This is a genomic window from Hominimerdicola alba (genome assembly GCF_900112155.1).
Lineage (GTDB): Bacteria > Bacillota > Clostridia > Oscillospirales > Ruminococcaceae > Hominimerdicola > Hominimerdicola alba_D.
In genome coordinates this window covers 117982-134050 of record NZ_FOKQ01000001.1, presented here as the reverse complement: position 1 = coordinate 134050, position 16069 = coordinate 117982, and the positions used below count along the sequence as shown (strand labels likewise).

Sequence of the window (16069 nt, the reverse complement as noted above, 5' to 3'; positions counted from 1 at the left end):
TCAAGGGGTTTTTGATATTTTTTTCATTTTCGTCCAAACAAAACTGCCGATGCGCTTTTAAACACATCGGCAGTAAGTATTTTATTATTCAGTCCTGAGAGCTGTTACAGGGTCTTTCTTAGCCGCTTTTTTCGCGGGGATAAAGCCGCCAATAAGTGTAAGGAATATACTCAGAACTATCAGTACCAAAGCACTAAGCACAGGCAGAGAAGCATTCACATCCTCTGATTCAGCCACTGCATGGATGACCGCATTTCCGGGTATCAGCAACAGAAGAGTCAGCCCGATACCGATAAGACCCGAACAAAGTCCGATGATGAATGTTTCCGCATTGAACACCTGTGAGATGTTTCTCTTTGAAGCGCCTATCGCACGGAGAATACCTATCTCCTTTGTTCTTTCAAGAACGGAGATATATGTGATAATGCCTATCATTATAGAAGATACTATCAGTGATACCGCAACAAAGGCTATCAGCACATAGGATATAGTATTTACTATAGTCGTTACTGAGGACATAAGCAGACCAACATAATCGGTGTAGATTATCTGGTCTTCATCACTTGCTTCACTGTTGTAATCCTTGATACACTGGGCTATAGCATCCTTAGATTCAAAATCATCTGCATAGATGTCTATCGAAGACGGAGCATCAAGGCTGACAACACCAAGTGTCGAGAGAGTATCATCATAGTCACCGCTAGAGATGTACATATCGTATATCATCAGCATCATTTCATCATCAGGTGATTCAAGATATTCGTCAAGAAAAGCCGACATATCGTTCTCGCTCATATTTTCAGGGTCAGTCATCGCCGCTGATATCGCATCAAGGTCATTGGAAGTTTCATCGTCAACCGCGGGAATATCCATTCCCTGAATATCCCCAGACATTCCTGACATAACACCCGCAAGGTCACCTATAGACATTCCTCCAATGGACATATCGCTCATGGACTGCATCATCGTGGTGTAAAGACCCGCTTTTTCACTTGTGTTCAGGTTCCTGATATAGGTCTTTGCGTCCTCTATCTTCTGCTTGTCATCAGAAGCCTCAAAGCGCATACCGTTGATAACATTTATCTCCTTGTTCGCCATCTGGGCTTTTACTATCTCGCTGTTGTTTGTGTAATCGATAAGATAATTTGTCAGCGCCGAGGTATAGCCGATAGGTGTACTGATAAGCTGAACATCGTTATTGCCGTTGGGCTTGATTACACCGACTATCTTCAGCTTTACAGCGCTGCCCAGCATATCCTCTATGACAGTATTTTCTTCGGTGATATCATCGTATGTGCCGCTGTCGTTCTTAACAAAAAGGTCGCACTGAGGGATAAGGTAATAATCCTTAGCACAGATATCAGCATAGTCCAGCTTTTTAATATCTATCTTGACCTCTTCGCCCTCATCAATCTGAGCCATAAGGTCTTTGTATTCCTGCGTCGGAAGAATACCAAGTTCATAAAGTGCAGTGGAAGATACCTCGTTGTTCTCGTCAAGCACCAGCACAACTTCATCGTATTTTTCGGGATATTTTCCGTAAAGAACATCGTAGTTCTCTGTCATCACATTGCTGACCTGTTCGCCGTCAGCACCTGCGATAAGCTGTGAAAAATCGGATGCATAAGCACCGCCCATCATACCCATCATTCCCCTGCTGCCAAGGGGAGTCGCCTTTATGGATTCAAGTGTACTACCGTCAGTGTTTACGAACTCGCCGTTATCATCATAGGTGTATACCCCGAATTTTGTATCGTAGGTATATACTATGCCGTTTTCGCCCACGTATTTATTTATCTCGCTGTCCTTGTCGTCGAGATATTTCTTGAAAGCGGTAAGATTGTTTTCGGTTATGCTAAGCTGCATTTCCGATTGTCTCTGAATGTCTGAAACGTCAGCATAAACACCGTCCATTTCGTGACCCTGTACCTCATCTTTTCCCCTGCCCATAGGCGCAGTCTCTATCACAGCACTCATATCGAAAGCCTGAGCTTCAATGCTGATAGGATAGGAAGACATGGTGCTCTTCTGCACATCGCTGATATAATTGTTTACGCCGTTTGAGAGAGAAAGTATCATCGCTATGCCGATTATGCCGATAGAACCTGCAAAAGCTGTCAGCAGAGTTCTTCCCTTTTTGGTTCGCAGATTGTTGAAACTCAGTCCCAGAGAGGTAAGCGGGGACATGGAAGACTTGCCCATGTTCTTATGCTCGGGTACTGAAAGATCAGATTCATCTACTTCAAAGGGATTTGAATCGTTTATAATCTTACCATCCTTCAGCTTGACTATCCTGTTGGCATATTCTTCAGCAAGCTCGGGATTGTGCGTTACCATTATAACAAGTCTGTCCTTTGCAACTTCTGCAAGCAAGTCCATGACCTGAACGCTTGTCTCAGAATCCAGCGCACCAGTTGGCTCGTCAGCAAGCAGGATATCGGGATCGTTCACCAGCGCTCTGGCGATAGCAACACGCTGCATCTGTCCGCCCGACATCTGATTCGGGCGCTTGTGGAGCTGTTCACCAAGTCCCACTTTTTCAAGTGCTTCTTTAGCACGTCTTTTTCTTTCGGACTTCGATATACCCGAGATAGTCAGCGCCAGCTCAACATTTGAAAGCACAGTCTGGTGCGGGATAAGGTTGTAGCTCTGGAATACAAAACCTATTGTGTGGTTTCGGTAGCTGTCCCAGTCCCTGTCCTTATACTTCTTTGTGGATATACCGTTGATAATAAGGTCGCCGCTGTCATAGCGGTCAAGTCCGCCGACAATGTTCAGCAGTGTGGTCTTGCCCGACCCCGAGGGTCCAAGTATCGCCACAAACTCATTGTCGCGGAAATTAAGACTCACGCCGTCCAGCGCAGTCTGCTTCAGATCACCCGTAATGTACTCCTTTCGGATGTCTTCGATCTTTAACATTTTGCTCTCCTTCTTTCGTTGTATTTTATATCTGAAATATTGCAGAGTGTTTTCACAACAGAGCAGATATCCTCTGCTCAGTTGTATCATTTTCTCCGCGTGTATCATTTTAACACGGTTTAGAAAAATAAAAATTATCATTATGTGATAGTAATGTGAAATTAGCTGAAAATAATGTGATACTGGACCGGCATTATCTTTCAGTTTATTTTCATAAAATTGACAATGTGCTAAAAGAGGCGGCTATTATATTGATGTCACGGTGTATAACAATTTTTCGCCATTGCCCGATCCGCACTCATCAAAAAAGCTTTACTTGCTGAGATTTTTGTGGTATAATTATCTGTGGACAGTATTCAAAAATGGCAATTTCAGAATAATGAAAGGCTGTTCTATGTGAAATGATATGACTGAAAGTTCAGCCCATACAAAAATTACTTACCCCGAAAGGTTGTGGACAACATAAAAGTATTTGATTTCGACAACACCCTATACCACGGCGAAAGCTCGATAGACCTGGCGTTTTATCTGATCCGCAGAAACAAAAGGATACTGCTATACGTACCCTCGATATTGATAAACCTTGCCAAGTACAAGATGTGCATTGTTGACAGGGAAAAAGCCGAGCAGGAGATCAACGATTTCCTGAAGATCGCAGTAAAGGACAAGTACGAAGCCGCAGAGATAGTCGAAAGCTTCTGGGCTGAAAATATCCACAGGCTCGACCATAACATTATAAAGCGCGTAAACAAGGACGATGTTATAATAACAGCCGGTCCCGATATGCTGATAAATGCCATAAAGGATAAACTCGGCACAGACAATATAATCAGCAGTATTATCGACCCCGACAAGCGTGAAATGGTGTATTTCAACTTCGGCGAAAACAAGGCCAAGCGCTATAAAGAGGTCTACGGTGACACCCCTATCGACAGCTTTTACACCGATTCGTTCAACGACAAACCACTGATGAAGCTGGCAAACAATGTGTACATAGTCGAAAAAGGCAGACTAAAAAAGATGACCGAACAGGGCAAAGCAAAACTATGATGATCCGAAACAGGCAGTACCCGCCAGAGGTGCTGCCTGCAATTTTTTGTCTTTATATTATCCGTTTGTTGTCTGATTTCATAGACCTGCTGATACATTTCGGGGATATTTTTCTGTTACCCGCTTACCTGCAGATATCTCATTATACTCACAGCGCTATCCTTATTATAAGCTTGTTGTTCATGTATTCCGCTGTGATAGTTCCGCCCATGCGCTCCACAAGTGTACGGGCGATGGACAGTCCCAATCCCGTTGAATGGTGTGCCGCTTCTACCGTGTAAAATCTGTCAAACAGCTGTTCAACATCCACCGATGACAGATCCTTTGCCGTGTTTGAAAACGTGATGACACCATCTCCGGAAAGTATTATCCGCAGATCGCCGTCAGAATATTTCAGCGCATTGTTCAGCAGATTTGAAAATATCCTTGCAAGATACTCCTTGTTGAGTTCACGTATAACAGTGTGTTCGGTCAGGCTGACCTCGGGGACTATCCCCTTTTCGTTAAGGGCGGCGAAGTATCCCATGATACTGTCCTCCAGTACCTGTCCAACATTTACTGACTCCGTCTGCATCTCGCTCTCATCGGATACTATTACCGAATATCGGAAAAGCTCCTCTGTCAGCTGCTTCATCAGCTCGGCGCGCTCTTTCATTATGGCGATATACTTTGCCTGCTTTTCGGGATCATCAGTCTGCTGAAGCATATCAAGATAGCCGTATATCGCCGTAAGCGGTGTACGTATATCATGGGATATATTGGTTATCGCCGTTTTCAGTTCCGTGTTGCCCTGATGATACTGCAAATGCTCTTTCCGCAGTTTTTTCAGCTGTTTGTTTATACTGTCAGCCAGAAAAAGCATATCCTTGTCACGGCTGGTGATATCTATAACCGTGTTGGTGTCATTCTGCAGCTTGTCGGAAAATCCCTCTACGATCTCCCGAGCCGATTTTTTCAGCAGATAAATTCTCACCGAAAGTATTATGATAACCACTATCGCCGCCGCAAGACACCAGACCATTTGCACACCTACTTTATATCACATTTTTTGAATTGATGAAGGCCTATCAGACTCATTACAGCTATCAGCCCTGCCGATACCGCATAGTTTTTCCATATACCCTCGGGTACCGCAAAGCAGGAAAAATAGAACACACAGCTCTGGGGGAATATTTTTGCTGCGATATCAGCGATAATGTTGTCATATTTGTACATACCGAATACAATCGATATATTCAAAATGTACTGAACAACAAGTATCACTATCGTGAGCTTTCCGCCCCTCATAAGATTTCCCAGCAGGAGCGAGATCACCGTGCTTTCAAATATCAGCATCAACAGCATCGCCGAAAGTGATACCAAAGTTGCTTTAAGATCATATCCCTCAAAATCGAAAACGCACACAGCCATGAATATCGCTGCGACCTGATACAATACAAAATATATCGCCGCTGCCGCGCTCATGGTTATAAGGTTTGAAAAGAATATATCTGTACGGGTATGTCCGCAGCAGATCATGTTCCTGATAGTGCCGTGATTGTACTGTGAATCCAGCAGCACCGCAACTGTTGCAGCCGCCGCAAAGGGTAACAGCATAGTCGCAAAGGAAGGCACAACACCGAGGATGTTTTCCTTTGTAAGTATCAATCTTGAATTTTCAGGCTGATTATAGTTTGGGAAAAGGTACATACCCGTTGTCAGACCTGCTCCGAAAATAACGCATATTATCGAAGTAATATAAAAGTATTTTGATTTGAACAGCTCGTGAAACTGAGCATTTAAAAGCTTAGTCATTGCCCGCACCTCCCACAAGTGATATATAAAAGCTCTCCAGACTCTCGTCGTGCTCTTCAACAGTGAGAACTTCGCAGTTCTCATTTGCAAGAGCCATCGAAAGCTGAGTTATGTTAGGCTTTGCGTAGATATCCGCGTGGCTATCGTCGATTATGGTATACTCAAGCCCCATATCGTCAAGAACTTTCGCCAGAACAGACGTGTTCGAAACGGTTATGCGCATACACTTGCGGCAGGCGGCTTCAAGCTCCTCGGCGCTCATCTCACGGACGATCCTGCCGTTGTCGATAAAGCCATAATGTGTCGCCAGCCTTGCAAGCTCATCAAGTATATGTGAAGATATCAGCACCGTGATCTTTCTTTCGCGGTTGAGCTTCAGTATAAGTTCGCGTATCTCAATAATGCCCTGAGGGTCAAGACCGTTTATAGGTTCATCAAGCACCAGCAGATCGGGATCTCCGCACAGCGCAACTGCTATGCCCAGACGCTGACGCATACCAAGTGAGAAATGCTTTGCTTTTTTCTTACCTGTATCTTCAAGCCCAACAAGTTTCAGTATCTCATCAATGCCCTCAAAACTTGGCAGACCTAAAATGCGGTACTGCTGTTTCAGATTATCCACCGCAGTCATGTCAAGGTATATGGACGGAGTTTCCACCACTGCACCGATTCTCCTGCGGGACTTGGAGATCTCCTTATCCGTAAGCTTTGCACCGTAAAGTTCCAGCTCACCGCTTGTGGGCAGCTGCATACCGCATACCAGTCGGATAAGCGTGGTCTTGCCCGCGCCGTTCTTACCAACAAATCCGTATATCGAACCCTGAGGCACATTCATCGTGAGACCGTTCAGTGCTTTGAAATCTTTATAGTTCTTGCAGATATCTTTTGTTTTCAGAACATATTTCATGATGTATCACCTTTCCTTTCTGAAAACATAATAACACATAATGGTCAAGACAGCGGCAAAGAAAATGTCAAGATTTCGTCAAGATTTGAATCTGAACCCTATGCCGTACACCGCTTCGATATGATCTCTGCCATTCACTGCTGAAAGTTTATGGCGGATATTGCTGATATGTTGTTTCAGCGAACGCTCGGTACAATCTGGTGTATCATAGCTTATCTTATCTAGTATCGTGGTCTTACCCACAGGCATATCGGGATTCTGCATCAGCAGTTTAAGTATAGCACACTCGGTGCGGGTAAGCTGTACTTCTGTATCATTAACCGCTACCGAAAGCCTGTCACAGCAGAGAGAAAGCTCGCCGCAGGTAATGGAATCAGAAGTGCTGCGGTCTTTCTGCCTGAGCTGTACAGATACCCTTGCAAGAAGTTCGCTTATATTGAAAGGCTTTGTGATATAGTCCGCAGCTCCGCCCATCAGCAGACCGACTTTATCGCTGATATCGGCTTTTGCGCTGACTATTATAACAGGTATATCCTTTATCTTAGGCAATATCTCCTCACCTGTCAGCCCCGGCAGCATAAGGTCAAGCAGCACAAGGTCGGGCTTGCTGTGAGAAAGTACCATCAGCGCCTCAGTCCCCGAATACGCTCTTAAAACCGTATGACCCTCATTCATAAGGGCTTCGGATATCATATCGCTGATGTTTGCATCATCGTCTGTTATCAATATTTTTGCCATGATCTCACCTCGTTTTTTTATTATATCACAAAACATAATTTAATGCAATGCCGCCTAAGATCAGACACGATCTTATATTTTCTGTATTTATTTATATTCACTATTGATTTTTTATGAAAAATATAGTATAATTCTGTTAAGCGATGTTACTCTAAAACGCATCATATCATACATACCATCAAGGAGGCTTTTATGGATCTTCAGGCATTTGTCAATAAATTCAAAATCATAGCGGGAGTTTACGCTTTCGATATACTGCCCGACGGCAGCAAAAGCGAGATCCGCATAATGGCAATAAATGATATAAACACAATGATGTTCAATATGCTCCCCGATGCACCCGAATTCTATCCCGGCGTTCCCCTTCGCAGATATTTCACCGAGGTAAATCTCGAAAACTTCATATATAACAGCGCTATCAATAATGAGCCGCTATACTCCTACGTTAATGCTTTCGGTATGTGGATAAAGGGTTTCTATCTGCCCCTGGATGAAGACGGAAATATCTTGAACGAAAAAGGAGAGCCCAACACATCGCCGAGAACGGCATACTGCCTGTACATAACTACCCGCTCAGCAGAACCCGAAACGGAATATATGACACAGCGTTCGGGCGAAGTTGCATCTGCAATAATGGAACTCAGTGTCAAGCTCAATAAAATGCAGAGCTTTGAAATGGCTATGAAAGAATGCATAAGCGAACTTAATAACATATGCAGTTCAGAATACTGTGCCCTTTATACCATTGATGCCCTTAAAAAGGAGTGTAAACTTTATAACGAAAACGGCGAACAGCCCGAGATGCTTGAAAGCATGACATCCGGAATGGGACGCACACCCTATGAAACAGCTCTCGCCTGGGAAAAAGACCTTGACGGCACTGACTGCCTGCTGCTGGACGACCTGAGCATAATCGAAGAACGCGATCCTGTATGGTACAGGTCTCTTAAGAGTTTCAATGTTAACAAACTGATACTTACAGCCATACGCTACGACCATGACCTGGTGGGATTTATCTGGGCAATCAATTTCGATACCGAGAAAACAATGGAGATCAAAGAAACTCTTGAACTCACCACATTCATGCTGGGTGCAAGAATTTCTCACCACCACCTTGTTTCAAGACTGGAAATAATGAGCAGAACTGACAGCCTTACACAGCTGCTAAACCGAAATGCGATGAACGAACGTGTTGAACAGCTGACCAACGACAAGTCCGCCAAGCCCGAGTGTATCGGCGTGGTATTTGCCGACCTTAACGGTTTGAAAGCAGTCAACGATGGCAGCGGTCATGCGGCGGGAGACAAACTTCTCCAGAATGCCGCAGCTTTACTGAAAATAGCTTTCGATGAGTATGAGATATACCGTTCCGGCGGTGATGAGTTCGTGGTACTGTGCCCCGATATCACTCCCGAAAAGCTGGAAGAAAGCGTTGCAAGGCTCCATGCCCTTGCCGAAAACACCCCGAATGTCAGCTTTGCAACAGGTGCAAAATGGTATAAGGGTGACTACGATATTTTCACCGCAATGCAGGCAGCTGACCAGAGTATGTATCAGAACAAGGAAGAATTCTACCGCCAGCATCCCGAGAAGAACTGGCGCAAAAATCTCTGATAATAACAATGACAAGACCTCCCGCGGATTTTCCACGAGAGGTCTTTTTATCGGCATAGTTTCATAATAACAAAAAATACGGGACGTCCAAAGCGGTCGTCCCGTATCTGTTTATGCTATTGATGTACTTGTAAAACTGATATTATCTAACAGTTACATTTACAGCGTTCTTGATAGCATTAGCGGTATCCCAGTTGCCGTTAACTCTTGCAGCGATAGCTACCTTATAGCTCATGCCGGGAGTCAGGTTCTTAGGAGTTACATAGCTGTTTGTGGTGATGTTGGAAGTCTGAACTCTCCACTTACCAGCCAGATATACAGCGATGCCGTACTTGTCAGCGCCCTGTACCTTATCCCAAGTGAACTGTACCTGGTGATACTGAGTGCTGTAATTTACCTTGATGTTTGTAGGATAGGTGTCGCCGGTGTTGTTTCCGCCGTTGTTGCCGCCATTATTACCACCGTTGTTGCCGCCGTTATTACCGTTGGTCTTGCCCCACAGATCGGTAGGAATAATGCTTATAACAGAGCTGTATGCCTGCTTAGGCTTGTAGCTTGAATCGAACAGCAGAGGAGTATCGGATTTTCTCCAGCTCATGCCGTCGTTGGTGCCCCACCATGTCAGTGAAGTTACAGCGTCGCAGTTAACGATATTCTGAACGATGCCCTTGTAGTAGCTAGCAAATGCGGAGTCGCTTGCGCCCTTCTGCATAACGTCCAGCTCAGTTACGTGGATCTCGATGCCAGGGATAGAAGAGAACAGATCAAGTGCGTTCTTATATCTTGAAGCATCAGGATAGTTTGTACCCAGGTGAGACTGCATACCGATACCGTCCAGGTTACCTGCTTCGTGAACCTTCTTGCAGAAGTTGTAGATGGAAGTTACCTTGCCATCGTCATACTCGTTGAAGTCGTTGTAGAACAGCTTGCAGTCAGAAGGAGCATACTTTCTTGCATAAGCGAATGCCTTCTGCATATAGCTGTCGCTGCCGTAAATAGCCATATAAGGAGACTGACCATAAGCGCCGTTCATACCTGCCTGTCTGAGGTTGCCGTTGCTTACTTCAAATGCTTCGTTAACAACGTCATAAGCATAGAGCTTAAGAGTAGGATAATTATCCTTGATCATCTGGAAAGTATTCTTGATGAAGTTTTCCATACGCTGATCCATTACCGACTGAGAAACAACTGAACCGTTGCTGTCGAAGTTCTGTCTGAAGAACCAGTCAGGAGTCTGGCTGTGCCAGATGAGTGTATGACCTCTTACAGGTATATTGTACTTAACAGCAAAGTCAAGGATAGTCTTTAAGTTGCTGGGCAGTTTTACCTGAGGATTTACGTTGTTGCCGTAGGACTTACTTGCATTCTGGTCAAGAATGTTATCGGGCTTCAGTTCGTTCTCGGGAGTGATGCTGTTGAAGTGCTTTCTGATAAAGTCAGGGTGTGAGCTAACTTCATAAGAGCTTACAGCAGTACCTACCTTGAATTCGGTAGAGAATACGTCCTTCAGACCTGCATCCGAAGTATTAACATCAGAAGAACCGGTACCTGTGCCTGTGCCGGAAGAAGAATCTACCTTACCGCCGCCTGTGGTAACGGAAGAAGCCTTGCCAGCCTTGGAAGCCTGTACGTTGTCGATATAGAAATCTGTCAGGCTGTCAGGAGCTTCAACATAAAGAACAAGATTGGAAGCGCCGCTGGGGATCTTGTAAGATGTATTCTCCAGCTTTGTCCACTTGCCGTTCTGTGCAGTAGCGGAAGCAACCTCATCATACTGCTCAGTACCGGAAGAATCAGTGTACTGCATAGTCATCTTCATGCTTGTGGAGGAACCGCTCTTCTGCAGAACGCCTGTGCTGAAGCTGAAGGAATTGCCGGGGACGAATGTGGAAGTGCTCAGGGGGATAGATGCACCGTGCCAGTTGCTTGTTCTGCCGCTTACATACAGTGACTTGCTGCCGCCGTAGTAGTTCTTGCTGTCGATAGCAACAGATGCAGCACCTCTGCCTTCCCAGTTACCTGCACCATTCTCAAATGTGCTGGTGAAATAATCGCCGTTAGAATCGGGATTTGGAACAGTTGTAGAACCACCATTGTTACCGCCATTATTGCCACCGTTGTTACCGCCGTTGCCCTTACCCTCGTACATCTTCAGGGTAACATCAGCCTGACCGTCGGATTCCCAACCTTCAACGTTGAAAGCAACTTCGTACAGGTTGCCCATCTTCAGACCCTTGGATTCCCATGCCTTGAAGTGCTCGGAAACGCTTATTGTGCCCTTGGTTCTTGTGTTCTGACGGATGCTGATATACTGTGTGAAATTCTTGTTGCCCTCAATGGTGTAGGAATTTCTTGCACTTGTATATATCTTGTATTCACTTCCGTCGATAGTTACAGAACCCTTGTACTGTGCTGTAGAATCCTGTGCGGGAGACCAGTTCTTCCAGTCTTCAATAATATAGTACTCTACCAGAGGATTCTGAGCCCAGCCGTAGATACAGATTCTGGAGTTACCTGATGAACCTGCGGACCAGCTGCAGTCGTAGTCACAGTAGAAATCACCATAGTCCTTGTAAGTCTTAGGGTTATTCAGACCCCAGTACAGACCACGGCGAGCAAGGAAGTTACCTCTTGATCCGTTAGGACCGCACTTCCAGGATGTGCTGAAACCGCCGTCATTGTCATGCAGTGTCATAGTAGACGAGTTAGGAGTATCTGCCTGCCAGATCTCGTGGTGATAATCGTTATACCAGCCAACTTCCTGTGTGTGCGAAGGGCTTGTTGTCAGCATCTTTGCAGCTGATACACTTATAACAGTCTGGCTGATCATAGGTGTCATTGGAGCTGTCAGCATCATACCTGCAATAAGAGCACTTACCGCACGCTTTGTAACATAATTCTTCATAAGCAAAAATCCTCTCTTTCCAAATAATATAGGTTAAAAGATCAAATTAAAAGAATTGTACAGAACCTGGTTTTACCTCGTCGAAAGCCCCATGTTTCGGCTTCAGACCCTGTACCCTTTCTTTTGTTAATATTTTATATTTTTTAAGAGATAAATTCAAATCGTTTTTTGCTATTTATCAGCTTCCAATATTCAAAAATTGCTATATTGCACTTTTACTATATTCATCACCGTATTTTTAAAATATTTGTAACATATTCCGACATCTAATTAACCAAATGTTGTTCTTTTCAATTATCTTATTTCATTATATCATTGTACAATTTCACTATGTTTTTATTCTTGCCGTTTTGTCCATATCCGTTTTCAGAAATGAATTTAACATATCCTCTAATGCACTATGATGTTTTCTATCAAAAAAGATCCCCCTGCATCTGCAGAGGGATCATCAGTTGATCATATTTCAGTAACGATCATTTGCTTACTTGTTTTCAATGCCAAGGTCAGCATTGAGCTTCTCGATGAAAGACAGACAGCCGTTAGTACCATCGATAGCACTTCTTTCCACTGTCATACCGAGACACCTACCGTCGGTATACGCCCAGTAGTTACTGTCATCTATGGGCACAAGTTCAAGCTTGCGCTTTGTACCATCGGTAAGGGTATATGCGAATGTGCAGGTGGGTTCACCCATCTTTTCGGGAATATCCTCCCTGAATTCGCCGTGCTTTATCTCAGATACGGAAGCGTACAGGTATTCAAAATTCTTTGCAGCTTCCTCATTATCCTTGGAAGTCACATCGACATCATCATAAACATATTTTGAATTCTCATGATCGACAGTCAGCTTGTGTGTCTCGCCGTTAACATCGATTTCCAGAGTTTCCGCATCATAGAATGAAACAGACATTGCCTGCTTTGTTATAAGATCCTGCCACTTGCCAGAAAGGAAAGCAGCACTGTTGCTTGATATCGCGCATACCTCGTATGTATCTGCATCATAACACCATACCTTCTCATCCTCCGCGCTTATCTCGGGGAATTCAAGAGTGATGGTCTTGTCAGATGTCTCCACCGTGAAAGTATAAGCAGGAGAATCAAGTCCGTACTTTGCCAGTTCGGATTCATCCTTGGTGAAGCACTCAAAATCAGCAGCCTCGATCCTGACCATGTTGGTAAGGATGGTATTAACCGTGATAGTGTCAATGGCAACATCGGTCACAGGACCATTGAAGGACCATACCGCAGTATTATCCTCATTTCGGCAGAGGTCGTAAACAACTTCATCGTTATGCACCAGTGCAAAACGCATTATCTCGTTATCGGTGCATTCAAGTAAGTATGGGTCGCATATCTTGGCTATATCGCCGCGAAGTTCAAGACCCGTAGCATTGTCGATACAGTATACCGTATCATCATCGGGCAGCATAACATAGCAGAATTCGTTAGTAACCGAGCTGCTACCAACATAGACAGTATAATCCTTGTCAGCTGTGTGGCATATAACCGTAGCAGGCGAATCCAGCCCATACTTGCCAAGATCATCTTTCTTCGTATCAGCTTTGTGATCGGCTTTTAGCTTGCTCATTGCAGATGCGATGACGTTCATCTGATAGCTGTAGGGAGTGAACTTGTAGGGATAATCAGTGTCTTCGAGAGTCCACTCGCCGTTATCCCCGCACTTCATCTTGAAATATCCCTCAGCGGTAGTGATATCTATAGCATTTACATCATTGGAATCAAATTCCATCAGTTTCAGAGAATCAGCCTCAGCCTTTTCAGCAGCTTCCTCTGAAGACTTCTTGTGATCAACATAGTAGTACGCGCCGACCGCACCTCCTAAGAGGAGAACAAGGGCAGCACCGGTAGCGATCATTGATCTACGGTTCATTCTGTATACCTCCGCTTGAGCAATACTGCGCCGCCGATAAGTCCGACAAAGACGGGTACAGCAATGAATATGACGTTTGTTACCTGTGCCTTTGAAGTAGATTCGATGCTCATTTCATCGAAAGTACGCTCCTTGCTTCCTATACCGAAGTCAAGTGCAAGTTCGGAATCATACATCCATGAGAATACGGAGAGCTGCAGATTTACTGGAATCATCGAGTAGTTCTGATCAATATTCTCATCGTCTATAAATTCAGCGTTACCGATGACCATTATCTTAGAATCCGCACGCTGTGTATCTGTAGAATACATTGCAAGTTCCAGAACGCTGTTACCCAGAGTCTCTCGTGGCTTAGCACCGCCCACAGGCTTACCTATAGCAGTCGAAGAACCGTCACCTATCTTGTCGATGGTCTCTAGGAGCCCATCAGAAAAAACGTGTGTGCTGTTATCGCCCTCGCCGTATATCTGTACAAAGCTTCTGGTATTGATCATTGCAGGGAAATAATTCTGATCAGTGAATTCCTTAAGACCGCTGGTGATGTCAATTTTAGTGGTTTCATCTGCAACAACTATGCTGCAGTAGAAACTTGTTGGATCATTCGGAGCGTAGAGATCGGGGTCTGTCTCTTCAACACGGTCGTAGTCCATTGCTATATTGTATTCTTTAAGCAGTTTCTCGATATTGACATAATCTAACTCAGCCTCATTTGGAGACATCCAGAAACAGATGTTACCGCCCTTATCGAGATAGTCGTTCAGAACTTTCAGCTCGTTTTCTGAGATATCATTCTTAGGAGCAGCCAGTATAACGATAGCAGCATCATCAGGAACAGAATCCTTGTTTGTCAGGTCAAGAGTGGCGGCAATATAGTTACGTGTAGCAAGTCTGCTTCTCAGTGTGGTGTAATCTGTGTCAAGAGGCTTCTCGCCGTGACCTGTCAGGAAATAGATCTTTGTCTCTCTGCCTGATACTACAGCATCAATCGCACCTGTGATGAGGTTCTCACCTGTGAAATACAAAGTGCTTGTGGTCTGATTGTCGGCAACACGTGTCTGGAACATGGTGTTGCCGGGTATACGCTTGCTTCTGCCTTCGCACTCAACAACGATATCGCCCTGAGAAACTGAAAAGCCCATATTCTGGAGTTCCTTTGTCTTATCGGGGTCGCTATCCGGATCGAAAGCCTGGAAATTTATGCAGTCGAATTGAGAATACTCTTTCATAGCATTGTAAAGCGGCATACTGTCGGTATCGGTTGAAAGCACGTCCATATCGAACAGGAAGTAGAAATTTACTTTCTTGTCTACGGAATTCAGATAATCCTTGGTAGAATCCGTGAGCTTGTATATACCTGTAGAAGTCATATCCCAAATGATATTCATACGTGATACCATCAGATTGATCAGGACGACTATCGCCAGCGATATAGCTGCGAAAACAAGTGCAACGGCAGTAAAGCCGTATGACTTTTTCGGTTTTTTTGTTTCATTCTGTGCCATGTATCATTCCCTCCAATCAGTTATGGCTGCGGCGGCGCTTTTCGATGTAAAGTACGATCCAGAAGAGCACCATAGCGGTCAGGCTCAGGAAGAATACAAGATCTTCAAGACGGAACATACCCTGTGCGATGAATACAAAGCGGCGCTGCATGGAGAACCATGTAACAACAGAATTAAGACGAGGGTTGCTCTCGATCATCTTAGATGCACCGATCAGATCCAGGGTCAGGAAGCCTTCCATGATTATCTCACCGATTATCGCAGCGATGATGGAGCTGCTCTGCATAGCAGAAATCAGCATACCAATAGCGATGCAGGTAGTTCCCCACAGGAAAAAGCTCACATAACCGCATATAAGAGAAGGCCATATAACAGTTCCGTGGAAAGAAACGTAGATCGGGAAGAACAGAGAAAGAACCAGCATAAATATAAATACTGTTACTATAGAAAAGAACTTCGCAAGAACAATCTGCGGAATGGTCAGCGGGCTGGTAAGCAGCTGAACTTCCGTACCGCCGCGGCGCTCATCAGCAAATGAACGCATGGTCAGAAGCGGTATGATGAATATAAAATAGAAGAAATTGTTATAGAACATATCAGGGAAGGAGAACTGGAACACACTGGTCTCCATATTTACGATCCTACCAACGAAAGCGAATCCGAAGATCAGCATGAACAAAGCCGACAGCACGTAAGCAAACGGCGAGTAAAAGAACGACTGGATCTCCTTTTTATATAAAGAAAACATT

Annotated in this window: 11 protein-coding genes; 2 read left to right on the top strand and 9 right to left on the bottom strand. The window is 44.5% G+C overall.

The window, feature by feature from the left end:
* Window positions 1-84 precede the first annotated feature (84 nt).
* Window positions 85-2919 (bottom strand): ABC transporter ATP-binding protein/permease, encoded by a 2835-nt coding sequence (locus tag BM265_RS00545; protein ID WP_074959540.1) that lies wholly within the window; start codon window positions 2917-2919, stop codon window positions 85-87.
* A gap of 453 nt (window positions 2920-3372) precedes the next feature.
* On the opposite strand from BM265_RS00545, the gene BM265_RS00540 reads away from it, so the two are divergent.
* Window positions 3373-3969, top strand: a complete 597-nt coding sequence (locus BM265_RS00540) for a haloacid dehalogenase-like hydrolase (protein ID WP_081358321.1) — start codon at window positions 3373-3375, stop codon at window positions 3967-3969.
* Window positions 3970-4117: 148 nt separating this feature from the next.
* Here BM265_RS00540 and BM265_RS00535 read toward each other — a convergent pair whose 3' ends face one another.
* The 4 genes from BM265_RS00535 to BM265_RS00520 form a co-directional block, all read right to left on the bottom strand.
* On the bottom strand, window positions 4118-4990 hold the full coding sequence (locus BM265_RS00535; RefSeq protein ID WP_074959539.1) for a sensor histidine kinase: 873 nt from the start codon (window positions 4988-4990) through the stop codon (window positions 4118-4120).
* Between the two features lie 8 nt (window positions 4991-4998).
* A complete protein-coding gene (locus BM265_RS00530) occupies window positions 4999-5763 on the bottom strand; it encodes an ABC-2 transporter permease (RefSeq protein ID WP_074959538.1) in 765 nt (254 codons plus the stop codon).
* Window positions 5756-6670 carry an ABC transporter ATP-binding protein gene (locus tag BM265_RS00525; RefSeq protein WP_074959537.1) on the bottom strand — a complete coding sequence of 305 codons (915 nt, stop codon included), beginning with the start codon at window positions 6668-6670 and terminating at the stop codon, window positions 5756-5758. The genes BM265_RS00530 and BM265_RS00525 overlap by 8 nt, the downstream gene beginning before the upstream one ends.
* A 78-nt stretch (window positions 6671-6748) precedes the next feature.
* Window positions 6749-7408, bottom strand: coding sequence for a response regulator transcription factor (locus BM265_RS00520; protein WP_074959655.1), 660 nt, complete (start codon window positions 7406-7408; stop codon window positions 6749-6751).
* A 192-nt stretch (window positions 7409-7600) separates the two neighbouring features.
* On the opposite strand from BM265_RS00520, the gene BM265_RS00515 reads away from it, so the two are divergent.
* Complete coding sequence (locus tag BM265_RS00515) at window positions 7601-9022, top strand: GGDEF domain-containing protein (RefSeq protein WP_074959536.1); 1422 nt, start codon at window positions 7601-7603, stop codon at window positions 9020-9022.
* A gap of 142 nt (window positions 9023-9164) precedes the next feature.
* On the opposite strand, the gene BM265_RS00510 is transcribed toward BM265_RS00515, so the two are convergent.
* From BM265_RS00510 to BM265_RS00495, 4 genes are all read right to left on the bottom strand, one after another.
* Window positions 9165-11927, bottom strand: a complete 2763-nt coding sequence (locus tag BM265_RS00510) for an endo-1,4-beta-xylanase (RefSeq protein ID WP_074959535.1) — start codon at window positions 11925-11927, stop codon at window positions 9165-9167.
* Between the two features lie 481 nt (window positions 11928-12408).
* Window positions 12409-13818, bottom strand: a complete 1410-nt coding sequence (locus BM265_RS00505) for a DUF4340 domain-containing protein (RefSeq protein ID WP_074959534.1) — start codon at window positions 13816-13818, stop codon at window positions 12409-12411.
* Window positions 13815-15320: a GldG family protein gene (locus BM265_RS00500; RefSeq protein ID WP_074959533.1), complete on the bottom strand. Its 1506-nt coding sequence runs from the start codon at window positions 15318-15320 to the stop codon at window positions 13815-13817. The genes BM265_RS00505 and BM265_RS00500 overlap by 4 nt, the downstream gene beginning before the upstream one ends.
* A 16-nt stretch (window positions 15321-15336) precedes the next feature.
* Window positions 15337-16068: an ABC transporter permease gene (locus tag BM265_RS00495; protein WP_074959532.1), complete on the bottom strand. Its 732-nt coding sequence runs from the start codon at window positions 16066-16068 to the stop codon at window positions 15337-15339.
* Between the last annotated feature and the right edge of the window lies 1 nt (window position 16069).

What these genes read in the sequence shown, in the direction of transcription:
- BM265_RS00495 (WP_074959532.1), bottom strand. Translation starts at nt 16,068, where the DNA reads ATGTTTTCTTTATATAAAAAGGAGATCCAGTCGTTCTTTTACTCGCCG.
- BM265_RS00530 (WP_074959538.1), bottom strand. Translation starts at nt 5,763, where the DNA reads ATGACTAAGCTTTTAAATGCTCAGTTTCACGAGCTGTTCAAATCAAAA.
- BM265_RS00510 (WP_074959535.1), bottom strand. Translation starts at nt 11,927, where the DNA reads ATGAAGAATTATGTTACAAAGCGTGCGGTAAGTGCTCTTATTGCAGGT.
- BM265_RS00525 (WP_074959537.1), bottom strand. Translation starts at nt 6,670, where the DNA reads ATGAAATATGTTCTGAAAACAAAAGATATCTGCAAGAACTATAAAGAT.
- BM265_RS00520 (WP_074959655.1), bottom strand. Translation starts at nt 7,408, where the DNA reads ATGGCAAAAATATTGATAACAGACGATGATGCAAACATCAGCGATATG.
- BM265_RS00500 (WP_074959533.1), bottom strand. Translation starts at nt 15,320, where the DNA reads ATGGCACAGAATGAAACAAAAAAACCGAAAAAGTCATACGGCTTTACT.
- BM265_RS00515 (WP_074959536.1), top strand. Translation starts at nt 7,601, where the DNA reads ATGGATCTTCAGGCATTTGTCAATAAATTCAAAATCATAGCGGGAGTT.
- BM265_RS00505 (WP_074959534.1), bottom strand. Translation starts at nt 13,818, where the DNA reads ATGAACCGTAGATCAATGATCGCTACCGGTGCTGCCCTTGTTCTCCTC.
- BM265_RS00535 (WP_074959539.1), bottom strand. Translation starts at nt 4,990, where the DNA reads ATGGTCTGGTGTCTTGCGGCGGCGATAGTGGTTATCATAATACTTTCG.
- BM265_RS00545 (WP_074959540.1), bottom strand. Translation starts at nt 2,919, where the DNA reads ATGTTAAAGATCGAAGACATCCGAAAGGAGTACATTACGGGTGATCTG.